Annotated in this window: 20 protein-coding genes and 1 riboswitch; of the genes, 10 read left to right on the plus strand and 10 right to left on the minus strand. The window is 61.5% G+C overall.

The window, feature by feature from the left end:
• Positions 1-939, plus strand: a complete 939-nt coding sequence (gshB, locus tag ACW9UQ_RS04335; RefSeq protein WP_458929775.1) for a glutathione synthase — start codon at positions 1-3, stop codon at positions 937-939.
• The gene (locus ACW9UQ_RS04340; RefSeq protein WP_458929776.1) at positions 936-1856 is read left to right on the plus strand and encodes an alpha/beta hydrolase; all 921 of its coding nucleotides are present in this window, start codon (positions 936-938) and stop codon (positions 1854-1856) included. The genes gshB and ACW9UQ_RS04340 overlap by 4 nt, the downstream gene beginning before the upstream one ends.
• Here ACW9UQ_RS04340 and ACW9UQ_RS04345 read toward each other — a convergent pair.
• Positions 1820-3340 carry a YifB family Mg chelatase-like AAA ATPase gene (locus ACW9UQ_RS04345; RefSeq protein WP_458929777.1) on the minus strand — a complete coding sequence of 507 codons (1521 nt, stop codon included), beginning with the start codon at positions 3338-3340 and terminating at the stop codon, positions 1820-1822. The two genes, ACW9UQ_RS04340 and ACW9UQ_RS04345, sit on opposite strands and share 37 nt — an antisense overlap.
• 112 nt (positions 3341-3452) lie before the next feature.
• On the minus strand, positions 3453-4316 hold the full coding sequence (locus ACW9UQ_RS04350) for a glutathione S-transferase (RefSeq protein WP_458929778.1): 864 nt from the start codon (positions 4314-4316) through the stop codon (positions 3453-3455).
• Between the two features lie 198 nt (positions 4317-4514).
• On the opposite strand from ACW9UQ_RS04350, the gene ACW9UQ_RS04355 reads away from it, so the two are divergent.
• From ACW9UQ_RS04355 to ACW9UQ_RS04380, 6 genes are read left to right on the plus strand one after another with little or no spacing between them, the layout of a single operon-like run.
• Positions 4515-5396: an RNA polymerase factor sigma-32 gene (locus ACW9UQ_RS04355; protein ID WP_458929779.1), complete on the plus strand. Its 882-nt coding sequence runs from the start codon at positions 4515-4517 to the stop codon at positions 5394-5396.
• Complete coding sequence (locus tag ACW9UQ_RS04360) at positions 5397-6206, plus strand: ChaN family lipoprotein (RefSeq protein WP_458929780.1); 810 nt, start codon at positions 5397-5399, stop codon at positions 6204-6206.
• A 60-nt stretch (positions 6207-6266) separates the two neighbouring features.
• On the plus strand, positions 6267-7460 hold the full coding sequence (gene coaBC / locus ACW9UQ_RS04365) for a bifunctional phosphopantothenoylcysteine decarboxylase/phosphopantothenate--cysteine ligase CoaBC (RefSeq protein ID WP_458929781.1): 1194 nt from the start codon (positions 6267-6269) through the stop codon (positions 7458-7460).
• Positions 7457-7936, plus strand: coding sequence for a dUTP diphosphatase (gene dut, locus ACW9UQ_RS04370; protein ID WP_458929782.1), 480 nt, complete (start codon positions 7457-7459; stop codon positions 7934-7936). The genes coaBC and dut overlap by 4 nt, the downstream gene beginning before the upstream one ends.
• A 1-nt stretch (position 7937) precedes the next feature.
• Positions 7938-8609 (plus strand): GNAT family N-acetyltransferase, encoded by a 672-nt coding sequence (locus ACW9UQ_RS04375; RefSeq protein ID WP_458929783.1) that lies wholly within the window; start codon positions 7938-7940, stop codon positions 8607-8609.
• Positions 8606-9361, plus strand: coding sequence for a HesA/MoeB/ThiF family protein (locus ACW9UQ_RS04380; protein WP_458929784.1), 756 nt, complete (start codon positions 8606-8608; stop codon positions 9359-9361). Before ACW9UQ_RS04375 ends, ACW9UQ_RS04380 begins: the two co-directional genes overlap by 4 nt.
• 193 nt (positions 9362-9554) lie before the next feature.
• On the opposite strand, the gene clpB is transcribed toward ACW9UQ_RS04380, so the two are convergent.
• The 6 genes from clpB to ACW9UQ_RS04410 form a co-directional block, all read right to left on the minus strand.
• Entirely contained in the window at positions 9555-12164 is a 2610-nt protein-coding gene (gene clpB, locus ACW9UQ_RS04385; protein WP_458929785.1) for an ATP-dependent chaperone ClpB, read from the minus strand.
• 341 nt (positions 12165-12505) lie between these two features.
• Positions 12506-13390, minus strand: a complete 885-nt coding sequence (locus ACW9UQ_RS04390; protein WP_458929786.1) for a DMT family transporter — start codon at positions 13388-13390, stop codon at positions 12506-12508.
• A gap of 83 nt (positions 13391-13473) precedes the next feature.
• Positions 13474-13619: riboswitch (FMN riboswitch) on the minus strand.
• A gap of 49 nt (positions 13620-13668) precedes the next feature.
• Positions 13669-14262, minus strand: coding sequence for an OsmC-related (seleno)protein (locus tag ACW9UQ_RS04395; protein WP_458929787.1), 594 nt, complete (start codon positions 14260-14262; stop codon positions 13669-13671).
• An 82-nt stretch (positions 14263-14344) separates the two neighbouring features.
• Positions 14345-14650 carry a hypothetical protein gene (locus tag ACW9UQ_RS04400; protein WP_458929788.1) on the minus strand — a complete coding sequence of 102 codons (306 nt, stop codon included), beginning with the start codon at positions 14648-14650 and terminating at the stop codon, positions 14345-14347.
• A 54-nt stretch (positions 14651-14704) separates the two neighbouring features.
• Positions 14705-15355 carry an outer membrane protein gene (locus tag ACW9UQ_RS04405; protein WP_458929789.1) on the minus strand — a complete coding sequence of 217 codons (651 nt, stop codon included), beginning with the start codon at positions 15353-15355 and terminating at the stop codon, positions 14705-14707.
• On the minus strand, positions 15313-15885 hold the full coding sequence (locus tag ACW9UQ_RS04410) for a phosphatase PAP2 family protein (protein WP_458929790.1): 573 nt from the start codon (positions 15883-15885) through the stop codon (positions 15313-15315). The genes ACW9UQ_RS04405 and ACW9UQ_RS04410 overlap by 43 nt, the downstream gene beginning before the upstream one ends.
• Positions 15886-16009: 124 nt before the next feature.
• Between ACW9UQ_RS04410 and pyrF the strand changes: the two genes are divergently transcribed.
• Entirely contained in the window at positions 16010-16696 is a 687-nt protein-coding gene (gene pyrF / locus ACW9UQ_RS04415) for an orotidine-5'-phosphate decarboxylase (protein ID WP_458929791.1), read from the plus strand.
• A gap of 174 nt (positions 16697-16870) precedes the next feature.
• Complete coding sequence (gene ald / locus ACW9UQ_RS04420) at positions 16871-17983, plus strand: alanine dehydrogenase (RefSeq protein ID WP_458929792.1); 1113 nt, start codon at positions 16871-16873, stop codon at positions 17981-17983.
• Here ald and ACW9UQ_RS04425 read toward each other — a convergent pair.
• Both ACW9UQ_RS04425 and ACW9UQ_RS04430 read right to left on the minus strand, forming a co-directional pair.
• A complete protein-coding gene (locus tag ACW9UQ_RS04425) occupies positions 17980-18339 on the minus strand; it encodes an antibiotic biosynthesis monooxygenase family protein (protein WP_458929793.1) in 360 nt (119 codons plus the stop codon). The genes ald and ACW9UQ_RS04425 overlap by 4 nt on opposite strands.
• On the minus strand, positions 18336-18659 hold the full coding sequence (locus ACW9UQ_RS04430; RefSeq protein WP_458929794.1) for an NIPSNAP family protein: 324 nt from the start codon (positions 18657-18659) through the stop codon (positions 18336-18338). Before ACW9UQ_RS04430 ends, ACW9UQ_RS04425 begins: the two co-directional genes overlap by 4 nt.
• Positions 18660-18701: the final 42 nt, after the last annotated feature.

Genomic DNA, 18701 nt, shown 5'->3' on the forward strand with positions numbered 1-18701 from the left:
ATGCTTCGTGTCGCCGTCCAGATGGACCCTATTGCCCCGATTGATATCGAGGCCGACAGCAGTTTCCGCATCATGGAGGAAGCGCAGGCGCGCGGGCATGAATTGTTTTACTACACCCCCGATAAGCTTAGCTTTGACCGGGGCCGGGTTCTGGCCCGTGGCTGGCCTGTGACCGTGCGACGCGAACTTGACAATCACTACACGCTGGGGGAAGAGCAGGTCACCGATCTGGCCGACTGGGATGTCGTCTGGCTGCGTCAGGACCCGCCCTTTGACATGGGCTATATCACCACGACCCATATTCTTGATATGATCCACCCCGATACATTGGTGGTAAATGATCCGTTCTGGGTGCGGAATTATCCCGAAAAGCTGCTGGTCCTGCAGTTTCAGGAACTGACCCCGCCCACCATGATCGCCCGCGATCTGGATACGATCAAAGGCTTCAAAGAGGAGCACGGCGATATCATCCTCAAGCCGCTTTACGGCAATGGCGGGGCCGGTGTGTTCCGGCTGACGGCCGAGGATCGCAATCTGAACTCGCTGCACGAGCTGTTTACCAGCATCAACCGCGAGCCTCTGATCGCGCAGAAATTCCTGCCCGACGTGTCCAACGGCGACAAGCGGATCATTCTGGTCGACGGGGAACCGGTTGGCGCGATCAACCGGGTTCCGGCGGCGGGCGAGACGCGCTCCAACATGCATGTTGGCGGGCGGGCTGAAAAGGTGGAGCTGACCGACCGGGATCGGGAGATTTGCGCCCGGATCGGACCGTTGCTGCGCGCGAAAGGTCAGATTTTTGTTGGCATCGACGTGATCGGCGACTGGCTGACGGAGATCAACGTAACCTCGCCCACCGGGCTGCAGGAGGTTGAGCGTTTCGACGGCACCAACATCACCGCAAAGATTTGGGAAGCGATTGAGGCGCGGCGGGCATGAAACCCTCGATTCTGCTTCGGATTGCAATGGCCACGATGCGGCGGGGCTATAAGCCGATTCTTGCCCGGATGCAGAATGTCGGCTTTGCCCGTGCGCGATGGGAGGTTCTGTCGCGGGTTTTTCTGCGGGGGCGCTGGATTTATCGGTTCCGCACATCGGCGCTGGCGGGGGTGTCGGTGCGCAGTGGCGGCACCGGACCCGGTACATTGATGTATATCCACGGCGGCGCTTATGTGCTGTGTTCGGCGCGAACGCATCAGGGGCTGGCCGCGCGGCTGGCCAAACCGCTGGGCTACCGCGCGGTGTTGCCGGACTATCGCCGGTCGCCGGAAAATCAATATCCCGATGCGCTTGACGATGTGGAAGCAGTTTATCGCGCGCTTGTCGCTGAGGGGCCAGTGATCATCGCGGGCGAAAGTGCCGGGGGCGGTCTGACCCTGGGGTTGTTGCATCGGATCTGCACGAAAGGCTTACCCATGCCGCAAGCGGTGGTCGCGTTCTCGCCATGGGCCGATCTGACCCTGTCCGGGGCTTCTATTTCCGAAAATGAGCAGGCGGACGCCTTGCTGCCAGCCAGCCGGATGAAGGAAATCCGGGGCTGGTATCTGGGCGATGCAGACCCGAAATTGCCCGATGCCTCGCCGGTTTTCGGCGATTTCAAGGGTGCCCCGCGGGTGCTGGTGCAAGTCGCACAGACCGAGATTTTGCGCAGCGATGCCGAGGCCGCGGTGGCTCGGCTGCGGGCCTGCGGGGTGGCGGCGGAACTGGATGTCTTACCGCATGGTATTCATGGGTTTCAGGTGATTTGGGGATGGTTGCCCGAAGCCAATCACGCCTTGCGAAAGGTCGATACGTTTCTGTCACAAGCCCTTGCGCAGGATCAGGCCGCCATCGCGACGCGGGCAGCCAGCCGATAGCCGATTGCCTCGGCCAGATGCGGTGTGCCTATTACCTCTTCCCCGGCTAGGTCGGCGATGGTGCGGGCGACACGCAAGACGCGATGATAGCCCCGGGCGGACATGGCGTGCCGTTCTGCAGCGCGGTCGATCAGTGCGGTGGCCTCAGAGGTTAGCTGACAGACATCCTTCAGAAGATCGCCGTCGATATCCGCATTGACGCGTATGCCGGTTTCACTGGAATAGCGGGCAGTCTGCAGGGCGCGGGCTGTGGCGACGCGATCCGCGATCTGAGCCGAGGCCTCGCCGGCCGGGGCGGTCGCCAGATCGCGCAGGCCCACCGGGGGCACCTCAATCCGCAGATCGAACCGGTCCATCAGCGGGCCCGAGATGCGGCCAAGGTAATCTTCACCGCAGATCGGCGCGCGCGAACAGGCGCGGTTGGCATCGCCCAGATAGCCGCAGCGGCAGGGATTGGCGGCGGCCACTAGCATGAAGCGGCAGGGATAGGTGACATGGGCATTGGCGCGGGCTACGACGACATCACCGGTTTCAATCGGCTGACGCAGGGTTTCCAGCACCGGGCGCGGAAATTCCGGAAACTCATCCAGAAACAAAACCCCGTGATGCGCCAGGCTGATCTCCCCCGGTTTCGCACAGCGTCCACCGCCTACAATTGCCGCCATCGAGGCGGTGTGATGCGGCGCGCGATAGGGCCGTTCGCGGTTGATCCCCCCCTCATCCAACAGCCCGGCCAGTGAATGGATCATGGAGGTTTCCAGCGCCTCGGACGCGTCAAGCGGCGGCAAGATCCCGGGCAGACGCGCGGCCAGCATGGATTTGCCCGCCCCCGGCTGGCCAACCATCAGAAGATGATGACGCCCTGCCGCCGCGATCTCTAGCGCGCGTTTGGCTTTTTCCTGTCCTTTGACATCGCGCATATCCGGCCCGGCCTTGGGCGTGGCAACCTCCCCCGGTTCGGCAGGGTTGAGAACGGTGCGTCCAGTAAAATGGTTGATGACCGACAACAGGCTGTCCGGGGCAATGATCTGCACTGCGCCGACCCAGGCGGCTTCTGCCCCGCAGGCGGCAGGGCAGACCAGGGACAGGTTGTTTTCGCCAGCAGCCAGAGCGGCGGGCAAAGCGCCCAGCACGGGCAGCAGCTTGCCATCAAGCGACAGTTCCCCCATGGCGATCTGTGCGGCAATATCTTCGGCAGGCAGCACCTCCATCGCGGCCAGTACCGACAGTGCAATGGGCAGGTCGAAATGGGAGCCATCCTTGGGCAGGTCAACCGGCGAAAGGTTGACGGTGATCCGCTTGGCGGGCAGCGCCAGCCCAAGCGAGGTCAGAGCCGCCCGGACCCGTTCCTTGGCCTCGGACACCGCTTTGCCCGGCAGGCCAACAAGGTTAAAGGCTGGCAGGCCCGGCTGGACGGCGCATTGCACCTCAACCAGCTTGGCCTCCATCCCATGAAAGGCAACGGAATAGGCGCGCGCGACCATATGCGATCCTCCTGACGGCATTGGGCGCAGGTTGGGTAAATTTGGGGTTAATGGTCGGTTGGTATTTGGATGTTGGATGCCTCCGGCGGGGATATCTGGGGAACAATGAAGGCTATACGGAGTTCAGCAATGCGGTGACTTCGGGCCACGCATCGGGGTCGGCGACGGTTTTGTCCCGGCAGAAGGGGTTGCATAGACCGATAGGTGTGCCGTTGATTTCGGCAAGCGATCCCTTGTCCACCGGCGCGCCGGAGAAGGGGCAGTTTTGGTTTATCGGGGTGACATGAACTGCCGCAGAGGCTAGGCGTGGGGCCGGACCGGGCCATGGGCCGGGTGTGAGATCGGTTTCATACTGAGGTTGCGTGCGGAATGCGGCGAAGGCCATGGCGCGCCATTGCCGGAAGGGTTGATGAAACAGGTGGCGGGCGACATAGGCCTGCGCCTGCGGGCCGACCGGCAGGGCGTATGTGGCGATGCGGGCTGCGACCGGTGCGAAGAACGCATCCGCGACAGAATAATCGCCGAACAGCCAGGTTGTGTCACCGGCGAGCGCCCAGAGGGTTTCAAGGCGCTCAAGGTCGGCGCGCACTGCTTCGCTGGCAACAAAATCGGGGTAGGTGCAGCGCAGATCCATCGGACAGGCACCGCGAAGAGCTGTGAAACCGGAGTGCATTTCGGCCACCAGCGATCGGGCGCGGGCACGGTCAGTGGGGTTGGCGGGCCAGTGCCCAGCCCCAGGGTTTCGTTCGGCCAGGGTTTCTGCGATGGCCAGCGTGTCCCAGACCACGTCGCCGTCAAGGCGCACCGCAGGCACCAGGCGTGCGGGGGCGAATCCCTGCAACATCTCTGAAAAGCCCGGCGTCCGCATGAAGGCATGTGACACGTTTACGTGAAGATCAAAGCCGGCAAACAGCAGCCAGCCGCGCAAAGACCAGCTGGAGAACATCCGGTCACCGATGGCGAGGTCGTAAGACATTGGCATCCCTTCGTTTTGTACCGCCTGACTGTGCGACGGCAGGCAATTCGCGTCCAATTGGGCTTTGTGATCCTGACTATTTCATAGTGGAATGAAACATTTTCTTGAGTTGAGGAGTTGGTTTTTGCGGCGCACAGTACACATACTCAGAGAATGGATCAGACCGATCCGTCACCAAAGACCCCGGGGGAACTTGCCATGAGCACAGATATCGACGCCCTGAAATCGGTCACCCGGCAGGCCATGGCTGCCGAGATGCTGGATGCCGAGACGGAACTGGAACTGGCCCGCGCCTGGCGCGACAAGGGGGATGAGGCCGCGCTGCACCGACTGGTCAAGGCCTATATGCGCCTTGCGGTGTCCATGGCGGGGAAATATCGGCGCTATGGGGCGCCGATGCCCGATCTGGTGCAGGAGGCGGGTGTTGGCCTGATGAAAGCGGCCGAGAAATTCGATCCGGATCGCGGCGTGCGGTTCTCGACCTATGCCGTATGGTGGATCAAGGCGTCTATCCAGGATTATGTGATGCGCAACTGGTCGATGGTGCGCACGGGATCGACCTCTTCCCAGAAAGCGCTGTTCTTCAATTTGCGTCGGGTCCGGGCGAAGTTTGAACGTGAGGCGGGCGCGCGGGGCGAGGAATTGAATGGCGAGGACCTGCGCCAGAAAATCGCCATCGAGGTCGGCGTGCCACTGCGCGACGTGGAAATGATGGATGCGCGGCTGTCGGGCGGGGATTTTTCACTGAACGCGCAGCAGGCGGGCGAAGAGGGCCGCGAATGGGTCGAAACGCTGGAGGATGAAACCCCTGGTGCCGATCAGACCGTGGCCCGGGATCGCGATCTGTCGAAGATCCGCGACTGGCTGGCCGATGCAATGCAAAACCTGAACGACCGCGAGCGCATGATCATTGTGGAGCGGCAGGTGAAGGATCAGCCCCGCACACTGGAAAGCCTTGGCAATGAGCTGGGTCTGTCCAAGGAACGTATCCGCCAGCTTGAGGCGCAGGCGCTGAAAAAACTGCGCAAGGCGCTGGAGGATAAAAGCGGGCTTGCTGCCGAGCATCTGGCCGGGGGCTGAATGCGGGCGGCGCTGCTGCTGATGATGCTGGCCGTCCCGGCAGGGGCGGCCGAGCTTACGGTCAGTGCTGCCATCAATATTGCCAAACGGCAAAACGTGGTGATCGTGGGCGAGGTGCATGACAACCCGATACATCACTTCGTGCAGCGCGAATTTGCTGCCGCCCTGCAACCGTCAGCGATTGTTTTTGAAATGGTTGCCCCTGAGCAGGAGGATACCTTGAACCGCCTTTTGCGCTCTGGTGCCAGCGATGCTGAGCTTGCGGCGGCGCTGGATTGGGGGCAATCCGGTTGGCCGTCGATTGCGCATTACGCTCAGATCATGCGGAGTGCTGACGCGATTGTTTACGGGGCAGCCGTGCCGCGCGACAAGGCGCAGGCGGCGGTCCGGGAAGGGGCCGCACGGGTTCTTGGGGATGGTGCTGTGCTGTTCGGGCTGGATCAGCCCCTGCCCGTGCGTGAGCAGACCACCCGCGAAGTCTTGCAGGATGAGGCGCATTGTCGGGCGCTATCCGCCGAAATGCTGCCCGGCATGGTCGAAGCGCAACGGTTGCGCGATGCCGCGCTGGCCGCGGCGGTGTTGCGGGCGCTGAAAGACACGGGCGGGACAGTTCTGGTCGTGACCGGCAACGGGCACGCCCGTCTGGATTGGGGGGCGCCCGCTGCTTTGGGCCACGCCGCGCCATCCGTGACGCTTTTTACCTTTGCGCAACTAGAGGCCGCGCCCGCTGGCGACATTCCCTATGATGGGTATCACGTTACCCTGCCTGTAGAGCGCGACGATCCGTGCAAGGCCTTCGAGAAGTCCTGACGCGGCTTGCCCTGCCCGCGCGTTCCCCCTAATTTCAGCGCAATGGATAAGGGCGGTATCATGCTGGCAGGACGCAAAATCCTTCTGATCATTGGCGGCGGCATCGCGGCCTATAAGTCTCTGGAACTGATCCGGGGCCTGAAGAAAGCGGGCGCAAAAGTCACGCCGGTGCTGACACGCGCCGGGCAGGAATTTGTCACGCCGCTTTCCGTGTCGGCGCTTGCGGGTGAAAAGCTCTATTCCGAGTTGTTCGACCTGACCGATGAGGCTGAGATGGGGCATATCGAACTCAGCCGTGCCTCGGACCTTGTGGTTGTGGCCCCGGCGACGGCCGATCTGATGGCCAAGATGGCGGGTGGTATCGCGAATGATCTCGCATCAACCTTGCTGATGGCAACGGACAAGCGAGTCCTGATGGCCCCGGCGATGAATGTGCGCATGTGGCAGCATCCCGCAACGCAGCGCAATCTGGCGACTTTGACGGATGACGGGATCCTCTGTGTTGGTCCGAATGAGGGCGACATGGCTTGCGGCGAATTTGGCCCCGGGCGGATGGCGGAACCGGATGAGATTATTGCGGCCATCACGGATGCGATGATCAGTGGGCCGCTTAGGGGGAAACATATCCTTGTGACCTCTGGCCCGACCCATGAACCTATTGATCCGGTGCGTTATATTGCCAACCGGTCCTCTGGCAGGCAGGGGCTGGCGATTGCGCAAGCTCTGATCGGGCTGGGCGCACGGGTGACCTTTGTGACTGGCCCGGCAGAGGCACCACGCCCTGAAGGCTGCGCCGTGATCGAAGTGAAAACCGCAGCCGAGATGGCTGACGCGGTTGAGGGCGCATTGCCCGCAGATGCCGCAATATGCGCCGCAGCGGTGGCAGACTGGCATGTGCTGGGCGCGAAAGATCAGAAGATCAAAAAGGATGCAGGTGGATTGCCCAAACTGGAGTTTTCGGAAAACCCGGATATCTTGGCGGGCCTGTCACAGCATGCCGACAAGCGCCCCGCGCTTGTGATCGGTTTCGCCGCCGAAACCGATACGGTGGTCGCGCATGCCACCGCAAAGCGCCAGCGCAAGGGATGCGATTGGATATTGGCCAATGATGTCAGCGCCGAAACCGGCATCATGGGCGGCACCGAAAACGCCGTCACCCTGATTACCGAGCAAGGGGCCGAGCCCTGGCCACGCATGTCCAAGGACCAAACCGCGCGCCAACTGGCCGCCCGCATCGCCGAGGCACTTTCATGATCCGCACCCAACCCCTGATCTCGGTCGAAATCACCCGTCTCGACGGGGCCGATCCCCTGATTCCCCTACCCGCCTATCAGACAGATCAGGCCGCAGGCATGGACGTGCATGCCAATCTTGCCGCAGAGAACCGCAGCGATGGTATCACCCTGTCCCCAAATGAACGCGCCCTAATCCCAACCGGTTTTGCCGTCGCAATCCCCGAAAGGTTCGAGATGCAGGTCAGACCGCGCTCTGGCCTGGCCCTGAAACACGGGGTAACGCTGGCGAACGCGCCCGGTACGATTGATGCCGATTATCGCGGGCCGGTCGGTGTGATCCTGATCAACCATGGCGCACAGCCCTTTACCATCACCCATGGCGAACGCATCGCACAGCTGGTTCTGGCACCGGTGTTGCAGGTCCGCTGGTCTGAGGCGGCGTCGCTCAGCGAAACGCGGCGCGGCAAGGGTGGTTTCGGCTCCACCGGGCAATGACATGACCATCTGGTTCCTGCTGATCGGCGGTGCGGGGCTTCTGATCGCCCGTGCGCTGGATGCGCCACGTGCTTTGATGATCGGCATAGGGATTGGCACGCTCGGGATGGTGGCGATGATCTGGATCGCACAGCCAACCGCCCGCCCCGGCATTGCGGAGTTTCAGGGCTTCGTCCAACTGGCCTTTGTCGTCGCTGTTATCGCGGGCTATCGGCTTCTGTTCCGCCAGATTGCCCGTCGCAAACGCACCGCCAAGGCCCAAGGCGGATTTGAACTGCTGGAGAATGACACAGCGCTGGCCCGCAGGTTGGAGGCGAGGATCGCAGCAGAGATCGCCCCTCAGGCGGCCCAGTCCGGGCGTGATACGTTCGCAATCGCCTCCTACGGCCCGGATCGCAAGATCATGGCCGGAGGGCAGGTACAGCATGGCCTTGGCCTTGCCGAAATTCGCGCGCTTTGGGTCGCGCAGACCCACCGCAGGCAAGGGCTGGGACGGGAGCTGCTGACGCGGCTGGAAACCGAAGCCAAAGCGCGCGGGGCGGGCACGATGATGCTGTCCTGCCCTGACCCTCAGGCGAACCCGTTCTGCACCGAACTGGGCTACCGCCCGCTGGCCACCCTGCCCTGCGCCGCCGGGCCGACGCGCACCATATACACCAAGGATCTGGAATGAGCCTGACGCCCGAAGAACTGGACCGATACGCCCGCCATATCGTTCTGCGCGAGATCGGCGGCCCGGGGCAGATGAAGCTGAAGGCAGCAAAGGTCGCCGTTGTCGGCGCCGGGGGGTTGGGCTGCCCGGCCCTGACGTATCTGGCCGCCGCCGGGGTCGGCCATCTAAGCGTGATCGACGACGACACGGTCAGCCTGTCCAACCTGCAACGCCAGATCCTGCACGCCACATCCCGCATCGGCATGGCCAAGACCGAAAGCGCCGCCCTGGCCCTGGCAGAGGTCAACCCCCATGTCAAAGTCACCCAGCACCAGACCCGCCTGAGCGAGGCGAACGCCGACCTGCTGGCCGGTCATGACCTGATCCTCGATGGCTCGGACAGCTTTGCCACGCGGTACTTGGTCAACGCCACCGCCACCCGCCTGAAAATCCCGCTGATCGCCGCCGCGATGAGCCAATGGGAAGGCCAGATCAGCCTCTACGACCCGTCCAACGGCACCCCCTGCTACGCCTGCATCTTCCCCGAAGCCCCCGCAGACGGCCTTGCCCCCAGCTGCGCCGAGGCCGGCATCATGGGCGCCCTTGCCGGGGTCATGGGGTCAATGATGGCAGGCGAGGCCATCAAACACCTGACAAACACCGGAACCCGCCTGTCTGGCCGCATGCTGATCTTCGATGCGCTGTATGGAGAGTCACGGGTGGTCGGAATGAAGGCCCGGGAGGGGTGCTTGGTTTGCGATGGCAAACGATAGAATCTAACCGACCTTCGGTTTAGATATGTGATTCTTTCTTTCAAGCCCTCGTAGCAAAGCACACAACGCTGCCAACATATTGTGCTTTCGTAGCGCCAGCTGGGACCTCGGGAAAAGTCTAAATATGCAAGCTTACGGAAACTGGGAAAGGGCGGCGCGGACGCGCCGCCACCTTAACTCACATAACGGCCAATCAATGCACCGCCGCACTTTCGGGCCGGTCCTCAGTGCTGTGGTCGCCGATGATCAGGCCGTCGGCTCCGGCGGTGATCGGGATGGTATGGCCGTCCAGGACGTCGCCGGCTAGCAGCATCTCGGCCAGTGGGTCCTGCACCGCTTTCTGGATCACCCGTTTCAGGGGCCGCGCGCCATAGACCGGGTCATAGCCCTGATCGGCCAGCCAGGTTTGCGCGGCCTCGTCAATCGCCAGCGTGATGTTGCGCGGGGCCAGGCGGCGGCCGAGGATGCCAAGTTGGATATCCACGATGCCATCCATATTGGCGCGGCTCAGCCGGTCGAACAGGACGATCTCATCCAGGCGGTTCAGAAACTCGGGGCGGAAATGCGCCCGCACCGCCGTCATCACCTGTTCGCGCGCCTCTTCGGTATCGGCCCCGTCAGGCAACTCGCTGAGCGCCTGCGCACCAAGGTTCGAGGTCAGGATGATCAGGGTATTTTTGAAATCCACGACGCGCCCCTGCCCATCGGTCAGGCGACCATCATCCAGCACCTGAAGCAGCACATTGAAAACATCCGAATGCGCCTTTTCGACCTCGTCAAACAAGATCACCTGATAGGGTTTGCGCCGCACCGCTTCGGTCAGCACCCCGCCCTCGTCATAACCGACATAGCCCGGAGGCGCGCCGATCAGGCGGGCAACGGAGTGTTTTTCCATGAATTCGGACATATCGACCCGGATCATCGCCGTGTCGTCGTCAAACAGGAACTCCGCCAGCGCTTTGGTCAGTTCGGTCTTGCCGACGCCGGTGGGGCCAAGGAACAGGAAACTACCCATGGGCCGATTGGGATCATTCAGGCCAGCCCGCGCACGGCGCACAGCATTTGAAACCGCCTGAACAGCCTCGATCTGGCCGATGACGCGTTTGCCGATTTCCTCTTCCATGCGCAGCAGCTTGTCGCGCTCGCCTTCCAGCATCTTGTCGACGGGGATGCCGGTCCATCGTTCGACCACAGCGGCGACATGCTCGGGCAGCACGGCCTCTTCGACCATGACGTCGGTTTCTTCTGCAGCTTCGGCCTCGGCCAGTTGCTTTTCCAGCGTGGGGATAACACCGAATTGCAGTTCGCCTGCCTTGGCCAGGTTGCCCTCGCGCTTGGCCTGATCTAGCTCGGCACGGGCATGATCCAGCTTTTCCTTGATGTCGCGCGCGCCAGCCAGCTTGTCCCGCTCGGCCTGCCATTGCGCGGTCATGCCTGCGGATTTTTCCTGCAGGTCGGACAGTTCCGCCTCAAGCTTTTGCAACCGATCGCGGGAGGCATCATCATCCTCAAGTTTCAGCGCCTCGGCCTCGATCTGCTTTTGCATGATATCGCGGTCAAGCGCGTCAAGCTCCTCGGGCTTGCTGTCCACCTCCATCCGCAGACGGCTGGCAGCCTCGTCCATCAGGTCGATGGCCTTGTCGGGCAGAAAGCGGTCGGTGATGTAGCGGTCCGACAGGGTGGCCGCGGCCACCAGCGCCCGGTCACTGATCCGGATGCCGTGATGCAGCTCGTATTTCTCTTTGATCCCGCGCAGGATGGAGATGGTGTCGGGCACGGTCGGTTCCTCGACCAGCACCGGCTGGAACCGGCGGGCCAGGGCGGCGTCTTTCTCCACATGCTTGCGGTATTCATCAAGGGTTGTCGCACCGACACAATGCAATTCGCCGCGCGCAAGGGCAGGTTTCAAAAGGTTGGAGGCATCCATCGCCCCATCGGTTTTACCCGCGCCGACCAGCGTGTGCATCTCGTCGATGAACAGGATGATTTCACCGGCAGCGGCGGTCACCTCATTCAGGACGGATTTCAGGCGTTCCTCAAACTCACCGCGATATTTCGCGCCAGCGATCAGCGCACCCATATCCAGCGCCATCAGCCGCTTGTTCTGCAGGCTTTCGGGAACGTCCTTGTTGACGATGCGCAGGGCAAGGCCCTCGGCAATCGCGGTTTTGCCGACGCCGGGTTCCCCGATCAGCACCGGGTTGTTCTTGGTCCGCCGGGACAGCACCTGCATGGAACGGCGGATTTCCTCGTCCCGACCGATGATCGGGTCGATCTTGCCGTCGCGTGCCGCCTCGGTCAGGTCGCGAGCGTATTTTTTCAGCGCCTCGAACGTGTCCTCGGCACTGGCGCTGTCGGCCGTGCGGCCCTTGCGGATATCATTGATGGCTTCGTTGATCGCTTGCGGGGTGACGCCCGCATCTTTCAGGGCTTTGCCTGCATCGGATTTCGACATCGCCATGGCAGTCAACAGGCGTTCGACCGTGACATAGCTGTCGCCGGCTTTTTCGGCCAGGCTTTCCGCCTCGGTCAGGATGCGGGCGGTGGCATTGTCCATAAACATCTGATCGCCGCCGCCTTCGACTTGCGGCTGTTTCGACAGCGCGTCTTCGACGCCACGCAGCGCAAGGACGGGATCGCCGCCTGCGCGCTTGATCAGGTTGGAGGACAGGCCTTCTTCATCATCGAGCAGCGCTTTCAGCAGATGCTCGGGCAGCAGGCGTTGGTGGTTTTCGCGCAATGCGATGGTCTGGGCAGCCTGAACGAAGCCGCGTGACCGTTCGGTGAACTTTTCATAGTTCATAATCATATCTCCTTTTCGGCGCCTCAATGCCTGCCCGCGAAGCGGCACAGGACGGTTCGGCCCAGAGTGTTAAGGACAGCCCAAAGCGGGTCTTTTGTCCTTAACAGAGATGGGGAGTGATTAAGTTGGTTGCAAGCGATATGGAGCGGAAACCCGCCCTTTTGCGTGGAGCTGCGCATCGCCGAGCTGTGGCGCGGCGAACCGCCTTTCGGTTAATGCGCTTTATGCCCACCACCGGCGCGCACCACTCAATGCACACACCAAGACCAACCCAATCGCCGTGCGACGGGACGGCTCGGCGATGCGCGGCGGCCTGCGGCCTTTGCTCCGCGCTGGGGGGCTTAGGCGACAGCCGACCGCCCCTCCCGCTGCAGCAAGAACGCCGATGCCCCGACAATCAGGGCGGAGCCAATCCACATTGACCCGGGCGGCACGAAGCCAAAGGCCAGCAGACCCAGACCGACATTGAAGGGCAGTTTGACATGGTCAAAGGGCTGCAGATAAGCGGCATCCGCCAGACTATACGCCTTGGCCAGAAAATACTGCGCAACACCGGTCATCAGACCTGCCGCCAGCAGCAGGGCAACACTGCCGCCTTCCAGCGTCAGACCATCGGGAACCGCGACAAGCGCATTGATCGGGGTCAGCAACAACAACAGATACACCGTCAGCGTCTCGGGCGCTTCGGTCCGGGTCATCAGCTTGGTCATCAGCGACGCACCTGCCCAAAGGGCGGCGGCCCCAACCGGATAAAGCGCATAAAGGCTGAAGCTTTCGGACCACGGCGCAAGGATAATCATTCCACCCGCAAAACCCGCAGCCACTGCAAACCAACGATCCAGCGTCGCGGCCTCTCGCAGCAACAGGGCCGCACCCAGCGTGACAAAGAAGGGCGATAGCATGATCAAGGCAATTGCCTGCCAGATCGGCACATGCGCCAGCCCCATCACCCAAAGCTGCACCCCCCCAGCGGCCATGGCCACGCGCAACAGATGCTGCGGCCAGCGGCTGGTCTGCATCGCAGAAATCCCGGTGCTCAGCACCCAGGGAACGGCGAATGCCAGTGCGATAAGATATTGCCAGAAGGCTATTCGTGCGGGCGGAATGCCCAGATTCATGGTGCCGTGCTGCACCAGTGTATTGACCAGGGCAAACAAGGCCCCGGCAGAAACCATCAACACCGCGCCAGAGGTGGCGGGTGTCAGGTTTGCAAAAAGTCGAGTCATGGCGCTGTCCTTTCCCTTACGCTCACAACTCAAGGCAAACAGGACAGAGGCAGTCACGGGCACCCAATGGGCCCATGCGCATTTCCCGTTCTCTTCCATCCGGACTATGACCGTCGGCTCTGGAGTCTCACCAGATCTGCTGACCCCCTGACTGGCAGGGGCGCTCGCGGGCTTACAGGTTACCCTGCTTACCGCCGGTGGGGAATTTCACCCCGCCCTGAGAACGATGCGGCCTTAGCGACCGCGTGGAACACTATGATATAAGCGCAGGGCGACGTCTAGCCCTGACGCTGCACCACCTCCTGCCCGTTATGGATCAGGCGCGAGAACCAGGGGATCGGATTGCGCAGGGCATGATGCGCCATGCAGGCATTTTCGGCCTCATCCAGCAACGCGCGGATACGCTCGGGCGGTTCAGGGCTGTCGATCAGAACATGGGTTTCGATATGCTCGGTCTCACCCTCGGTGGTGTGGCCCAACTCGCGCATGGTGCCAAGATTGGTCTTGAACCGGACTTTCTGTTCCAGCTTCAGGCTGTCGATGCGAATGCCGCGCGCCGTGTAGATATCGGTCAGATGGGTCATTAGGCAGAATCCGATCCCGGCACAAAAGAACGCTAGCGGAGGCGGTGCCGTGTCATCGCCCACCGGGGTTTGTTCGTCGCAATATAGCTTCACCGAGGAAAAGCCGGGGATACTGACCTGCACCACACCCGATTTCTTTTGCCGGTTATGCGCCTCTGCCGTCAGGCAGACCTCGAACTGCAACGGCTCGGGCGGGCGCGACTTGCGGAACGGGGCAAGGCCAAACTGTGTCGGATCCGGCAGTTTTTCCGACCGTTCACCAACATGAAAAAATTTGTCTTCGCTCATTCTGATCCTCCCTTTCATACAGGCAGGATCAGAATGCTATTTGCGATGCCCCGCAAGGTGATACTTGCGGGGTCTTCGGTGGTCAGTTGTTACCGCGAATGCCGAGACGTCCAAATCCGAAAATCACGCCGCGCGTGTCACCATCAAATTTCTCGACCAGACGCAGGTGATTGCGGATCATGGCGCGTTTTTCATCGTCGCGCAGGGACCCGTCATCCAGAATGAACTTCAACTGTGCCAGTTCATAATTGTTCAGCTCCGGTATCACGATGCGGTGATCCAGCTGGCGGACGTGATTGACGACGCCCAGGCGCAATTGGTTTCCCTGACCGGCCAGCGCAGAGCTGGCCAGCATCAGGCCAAGTGCAATAGCAAAACTGCGGATCATGTGATCCCCCTTTCCATCACGGGACGCATAGCACAGCACTAGGCCGTTCCCAATTCAGAAGCTAAACCCGACACCCACATTCAGCGCATTGGTGATCAGCGTGGTCTCCAGACTGCCGCCGCCGACCAGATCAGCGTCGATAAAGCTTATGGTCCCGTTATATTCACCAAAAACCGACCAACGATCCGTCAGCGAATAGCTGACACCGGCGATGGCCCGCGCAGCAAAGCCCGCGAACTGATATTCATAGGTTTCCGCGGCACCGGGCGGGGTTGCCTCTACATGCGGCAACACAACGCCTGCGCCGAGGCCCAGATACGGGGTCCAGCGCCGATCGCCGGGAAAGCGGCGCATGACGTTTGCGGTCAGAACATTGATGCCATCGGTGAATTCTAGCGTGGCAAAGCCGCTATCGGCGAGTGTCTGATCGCTGGCATACACCTTGTTGTGGGTGAATTCCGCGCCAAAGCCCCAGTTATTGTCCATCCAATAGGTGCCGCGCAGCCCGTAATAGGGTGGCATCTCAAAGGATTTGCCTTCCCATTCAGCCGTAAAGCGGAACGGCGTTCCGGCACCATCATCGCCCTCAACAACGCTGTGCGGGGCTGTCTGGTAGCCCAGATAGAAATTCAGCTCGGTTTCTGCCTGCGCGGTGCCCGCACTTACGGCAAGCGCCGCGACCGCAGCCAGTTTAATGGTCTCCACGTCTTCCTCCATAGATGCAATCGCTTTGAATCACGTAGTCTGCGGCGGCCAAAAAGCCGATCCGCTCCGATACCGACAAGCGCGCCGAACACGACTTGAAACAGAAAATGCGCCCCGGCCTCAATCCGGCTGCCGCCCGTATACATCGCCCCGCCCCAGACTGCCAACTGGCCAAGGGGCGACCGGCTGACGCATTCGCGCGCCAGATAGGATGCCCCGTAAAACGCAGCCGCCGTATGGCCGGATGGGAACCCCCGGTCACCGCCATGGGGGCGCAGGTTCGGCTCGGCCTCGCCCAGCCCGTTCTTGAACCCATGTACCACAGCCCAATGTGCCCAGAACCGGGCGAAATAGTCGGTAACAGCCTCTTTGCCGAACGAACAGACCAACCCCGCCACCGGCAGAGCGATCTGCAGGTAATCTCCCACGATTTCGCTGGATTTTTCAGCACGCACCTGCCCCCCGGTGCCCAGCACCAGAAGTAGACCCAAGACAACCGCCGCAAGGCGAAGGCGCAGCATTTGAAACATGGCGGCCAACCTAGACGGGGCGCGCACGATTGCAAGCGAAGCTTCGCGTGGCTCTGCTACGTCCTAGCCTTTGCTCTTGCAACCATCGCTGTAGCGTTGCATCACCGGCGGAAAGGAGCCGACCATGACCCCTGATGACCGCTTGATTGTTGCCCTGGATTATCCCAACGCACTGGAATCGATGCGCGCAGTGGATCGGATCGGTGATGCTGCCTGCTTCTACAAGATCGGGCTGGGCATGTTGACCGGCGGCGGTCTGGCATTGGCGGATCAGCTAAAATCGCAGGGGCTCCGGGTATTTCTGGATATGAAGCTGTTCGATATCGCTAATACGATCCGGGCTGCGGTGGCCGGTCTGGCGCAGTACGAACTGGACTTTCTGACTGTTCATGGCGATCCGCATGTGGTCCGCGCCGCCGTCGCGGGGCGCGGGGCGGCACCAACGAAAATCATGGCGGTGACGTTTCTGACCTCGGTCGACCGAAACGATCTGGATCTTGGCCTGATCCAGCCGGGCGATATTGCTGATCTGGTCACAGAGCGTGCGCGACTGGCGTTTGAGGCCGGGGCTGATGGCGTCATTGCCTCCGCCTGGGAAGCCGCAGCGATCCGCGCCCTGGTCGAGGCGAAAGATAAGCTGATCGTAACCCCCGGCATCCGGCCCGAGGGCGGAACCCGCGACGACCAAAAGCGTATCGCCACCCCGGCTGAGGCCTTCGCGGCGGGCGCGGACCATGTTGTGGTCGGTCGACCGATCACTGGCGCTAAGGACCCTGCGGCAGCGGCCAAAGCGGTGCTTGCAAGCAGCTAAGCTGGCGTTTTTCGGGCGTTCCTTTCCGCAAGGTCATTAGACCAATGGACCATATCGCAAACTTGCACTAACAATCGCTTCGACTCATCGCAGGGGCGGTCGGTGCCGATCGTCCTCGCAACAGGCCAAGCGCATAAAAAATGTGCAGGTCTTCCGACAACAGAGGAGTAAAACATGCTGATCGGTGTACCGAAGGAAATCAAAAATCATGAGTATCGTGTCGGCCTGACACCGGAAAGCGTGACCGAACTGGTTGCCAACGGCCACAGCGTTATTGTGGAAACCAATGCGGGTCAGGGCATTGGCGCAGAGGATGCCGCCTATACCGCCGCAGGGGCCGAGATTGTCGGGACGCCAGATGATGTCTTCGCCCGCGCTGACATGGTGGTGAAAGTAAAGGAACCGCAAGCGGCAGAGCGTGCCAAACTGCGCGAGGGCCAGATCCTTTATACCTACCTGCACCTCGCCCCGGACCCGGAGCAGACCAAGGATCTTGTGGACAGCGGGGCCGTTTGCATCGCCTATGAAACCGTCACTGACCGCAATGGCGGCCTGCCCTTGTTGAAACCGATGAGCCAGGTGGCTGGCCGGATGTCGATACAGGCTGGCGCGACGGCGCTGGAAAAGGCCCATGGCGGGCGCGGCCTGCTGCTGGGCGGTGTGCCCGGGGTCAGCCCTGCCAAGGTGGTTATCATCGGTGGCGGCGTGGTTGGGTTTAACGCGGCTCAGATGGCGGTCGGACTGCATGCCGATGTGACCATTCTTGATCGCAGCGTCGATGTGCTGGAACGTCTGGAACATCATTTTGAGACTTCGGCCCGTGCTCTCTATTCCACCCGCGCCACGCTTGAGGACGAGGTTCGCAATGCCGATCTGGTCGTTGGCGCGGTGCTGGTGCCTGGGGCCGCCGCACCCAAACTGGTGTCAAAAGAGCTGATCGCTGCAATGAAACCCGGTGCCGTGGTTGTCGATGTTGCGATTGATCAGGGCGGTTGCTTTGCGACGTCAAAGGCGACCACCCATGCGGACCCGACCTATATGGTCGGCGATGTGGTGCATTATTGCGTGGCCAATATGCCCGGCGCGGTGGCCCGCACATCAACCTATGCGCTGAACAACGTCACGCTTTCCCATGCGCTGGCGATTGCCAACAAAGGATGGCAGGCAGCGCTGGCCGCAGACGGCCATCTGACCAACGGGCTGAATGTGGCACTTGGCAAGGTAACCTACGAGGCCGTAGCCCGCGATCTGGGCTACGACTACACGCCAAGCGACGCGCTGCTTTAATCGCCGGGCTGCTCTGCATGCACCCGTCGGCTATCCTCCGGCGCAGCGGCGCGGTCTGACAGGCCGTAGTCGCGGATGACACTGGCAACACGCAGGCGGTAATCGGAGAAAATTCCAGACCGCCCACGTGATTGGGCATTGCGATGCGCCTGAAGCTGCCGCCAGCGCTGCACCGCCGCTTCATCGCGGAAAAAGGACAGCGACAGCACTTTTTCCAGGTTGGTCAGGCTTTGAAACCGCTCAACCGATACAAATCCGTCAACCTTATCCAACAAAGGCCGAAGGTCAGCGGCGATATCCAGATAGTCCTGTTTGCGCCCTTTGGCCGGTGTCACCTCGAAGATCACGGCGATCATGTGCCGTCTCCATGCGGTGCCGAGACCCGCTTTAGCCAGGTCCGGTCTTCCTGCAGAAGAAATTTCTCTTTCTGCGCAAACTCATAATTCTCCCGCCCCAGCGAATCCTCGGCCAGTCGGGTGCGATACGCCTCATAGTCCGACAGGCTGGCGACATTGTAGATGCCATAGGCCAGCGTCGTGGACCCTTCATGCGGCGCGAAATAGCCGATCAGATCCGCCCCGCAGCGCGGGATGGCCTGCCCCCAGTTGCGGGCATATTGCTGAAACTGCGCTTTCTTTGTCGGGTCGATCCGGTAACGGATGATGCAGGTAAGCATGGCGTTCTCCTTAAGTTACTCGGGATTGCTTAGCGCATTGCT

The organism is Halovulum sp. GXIMD14793 (assembly GCF_054457435.1).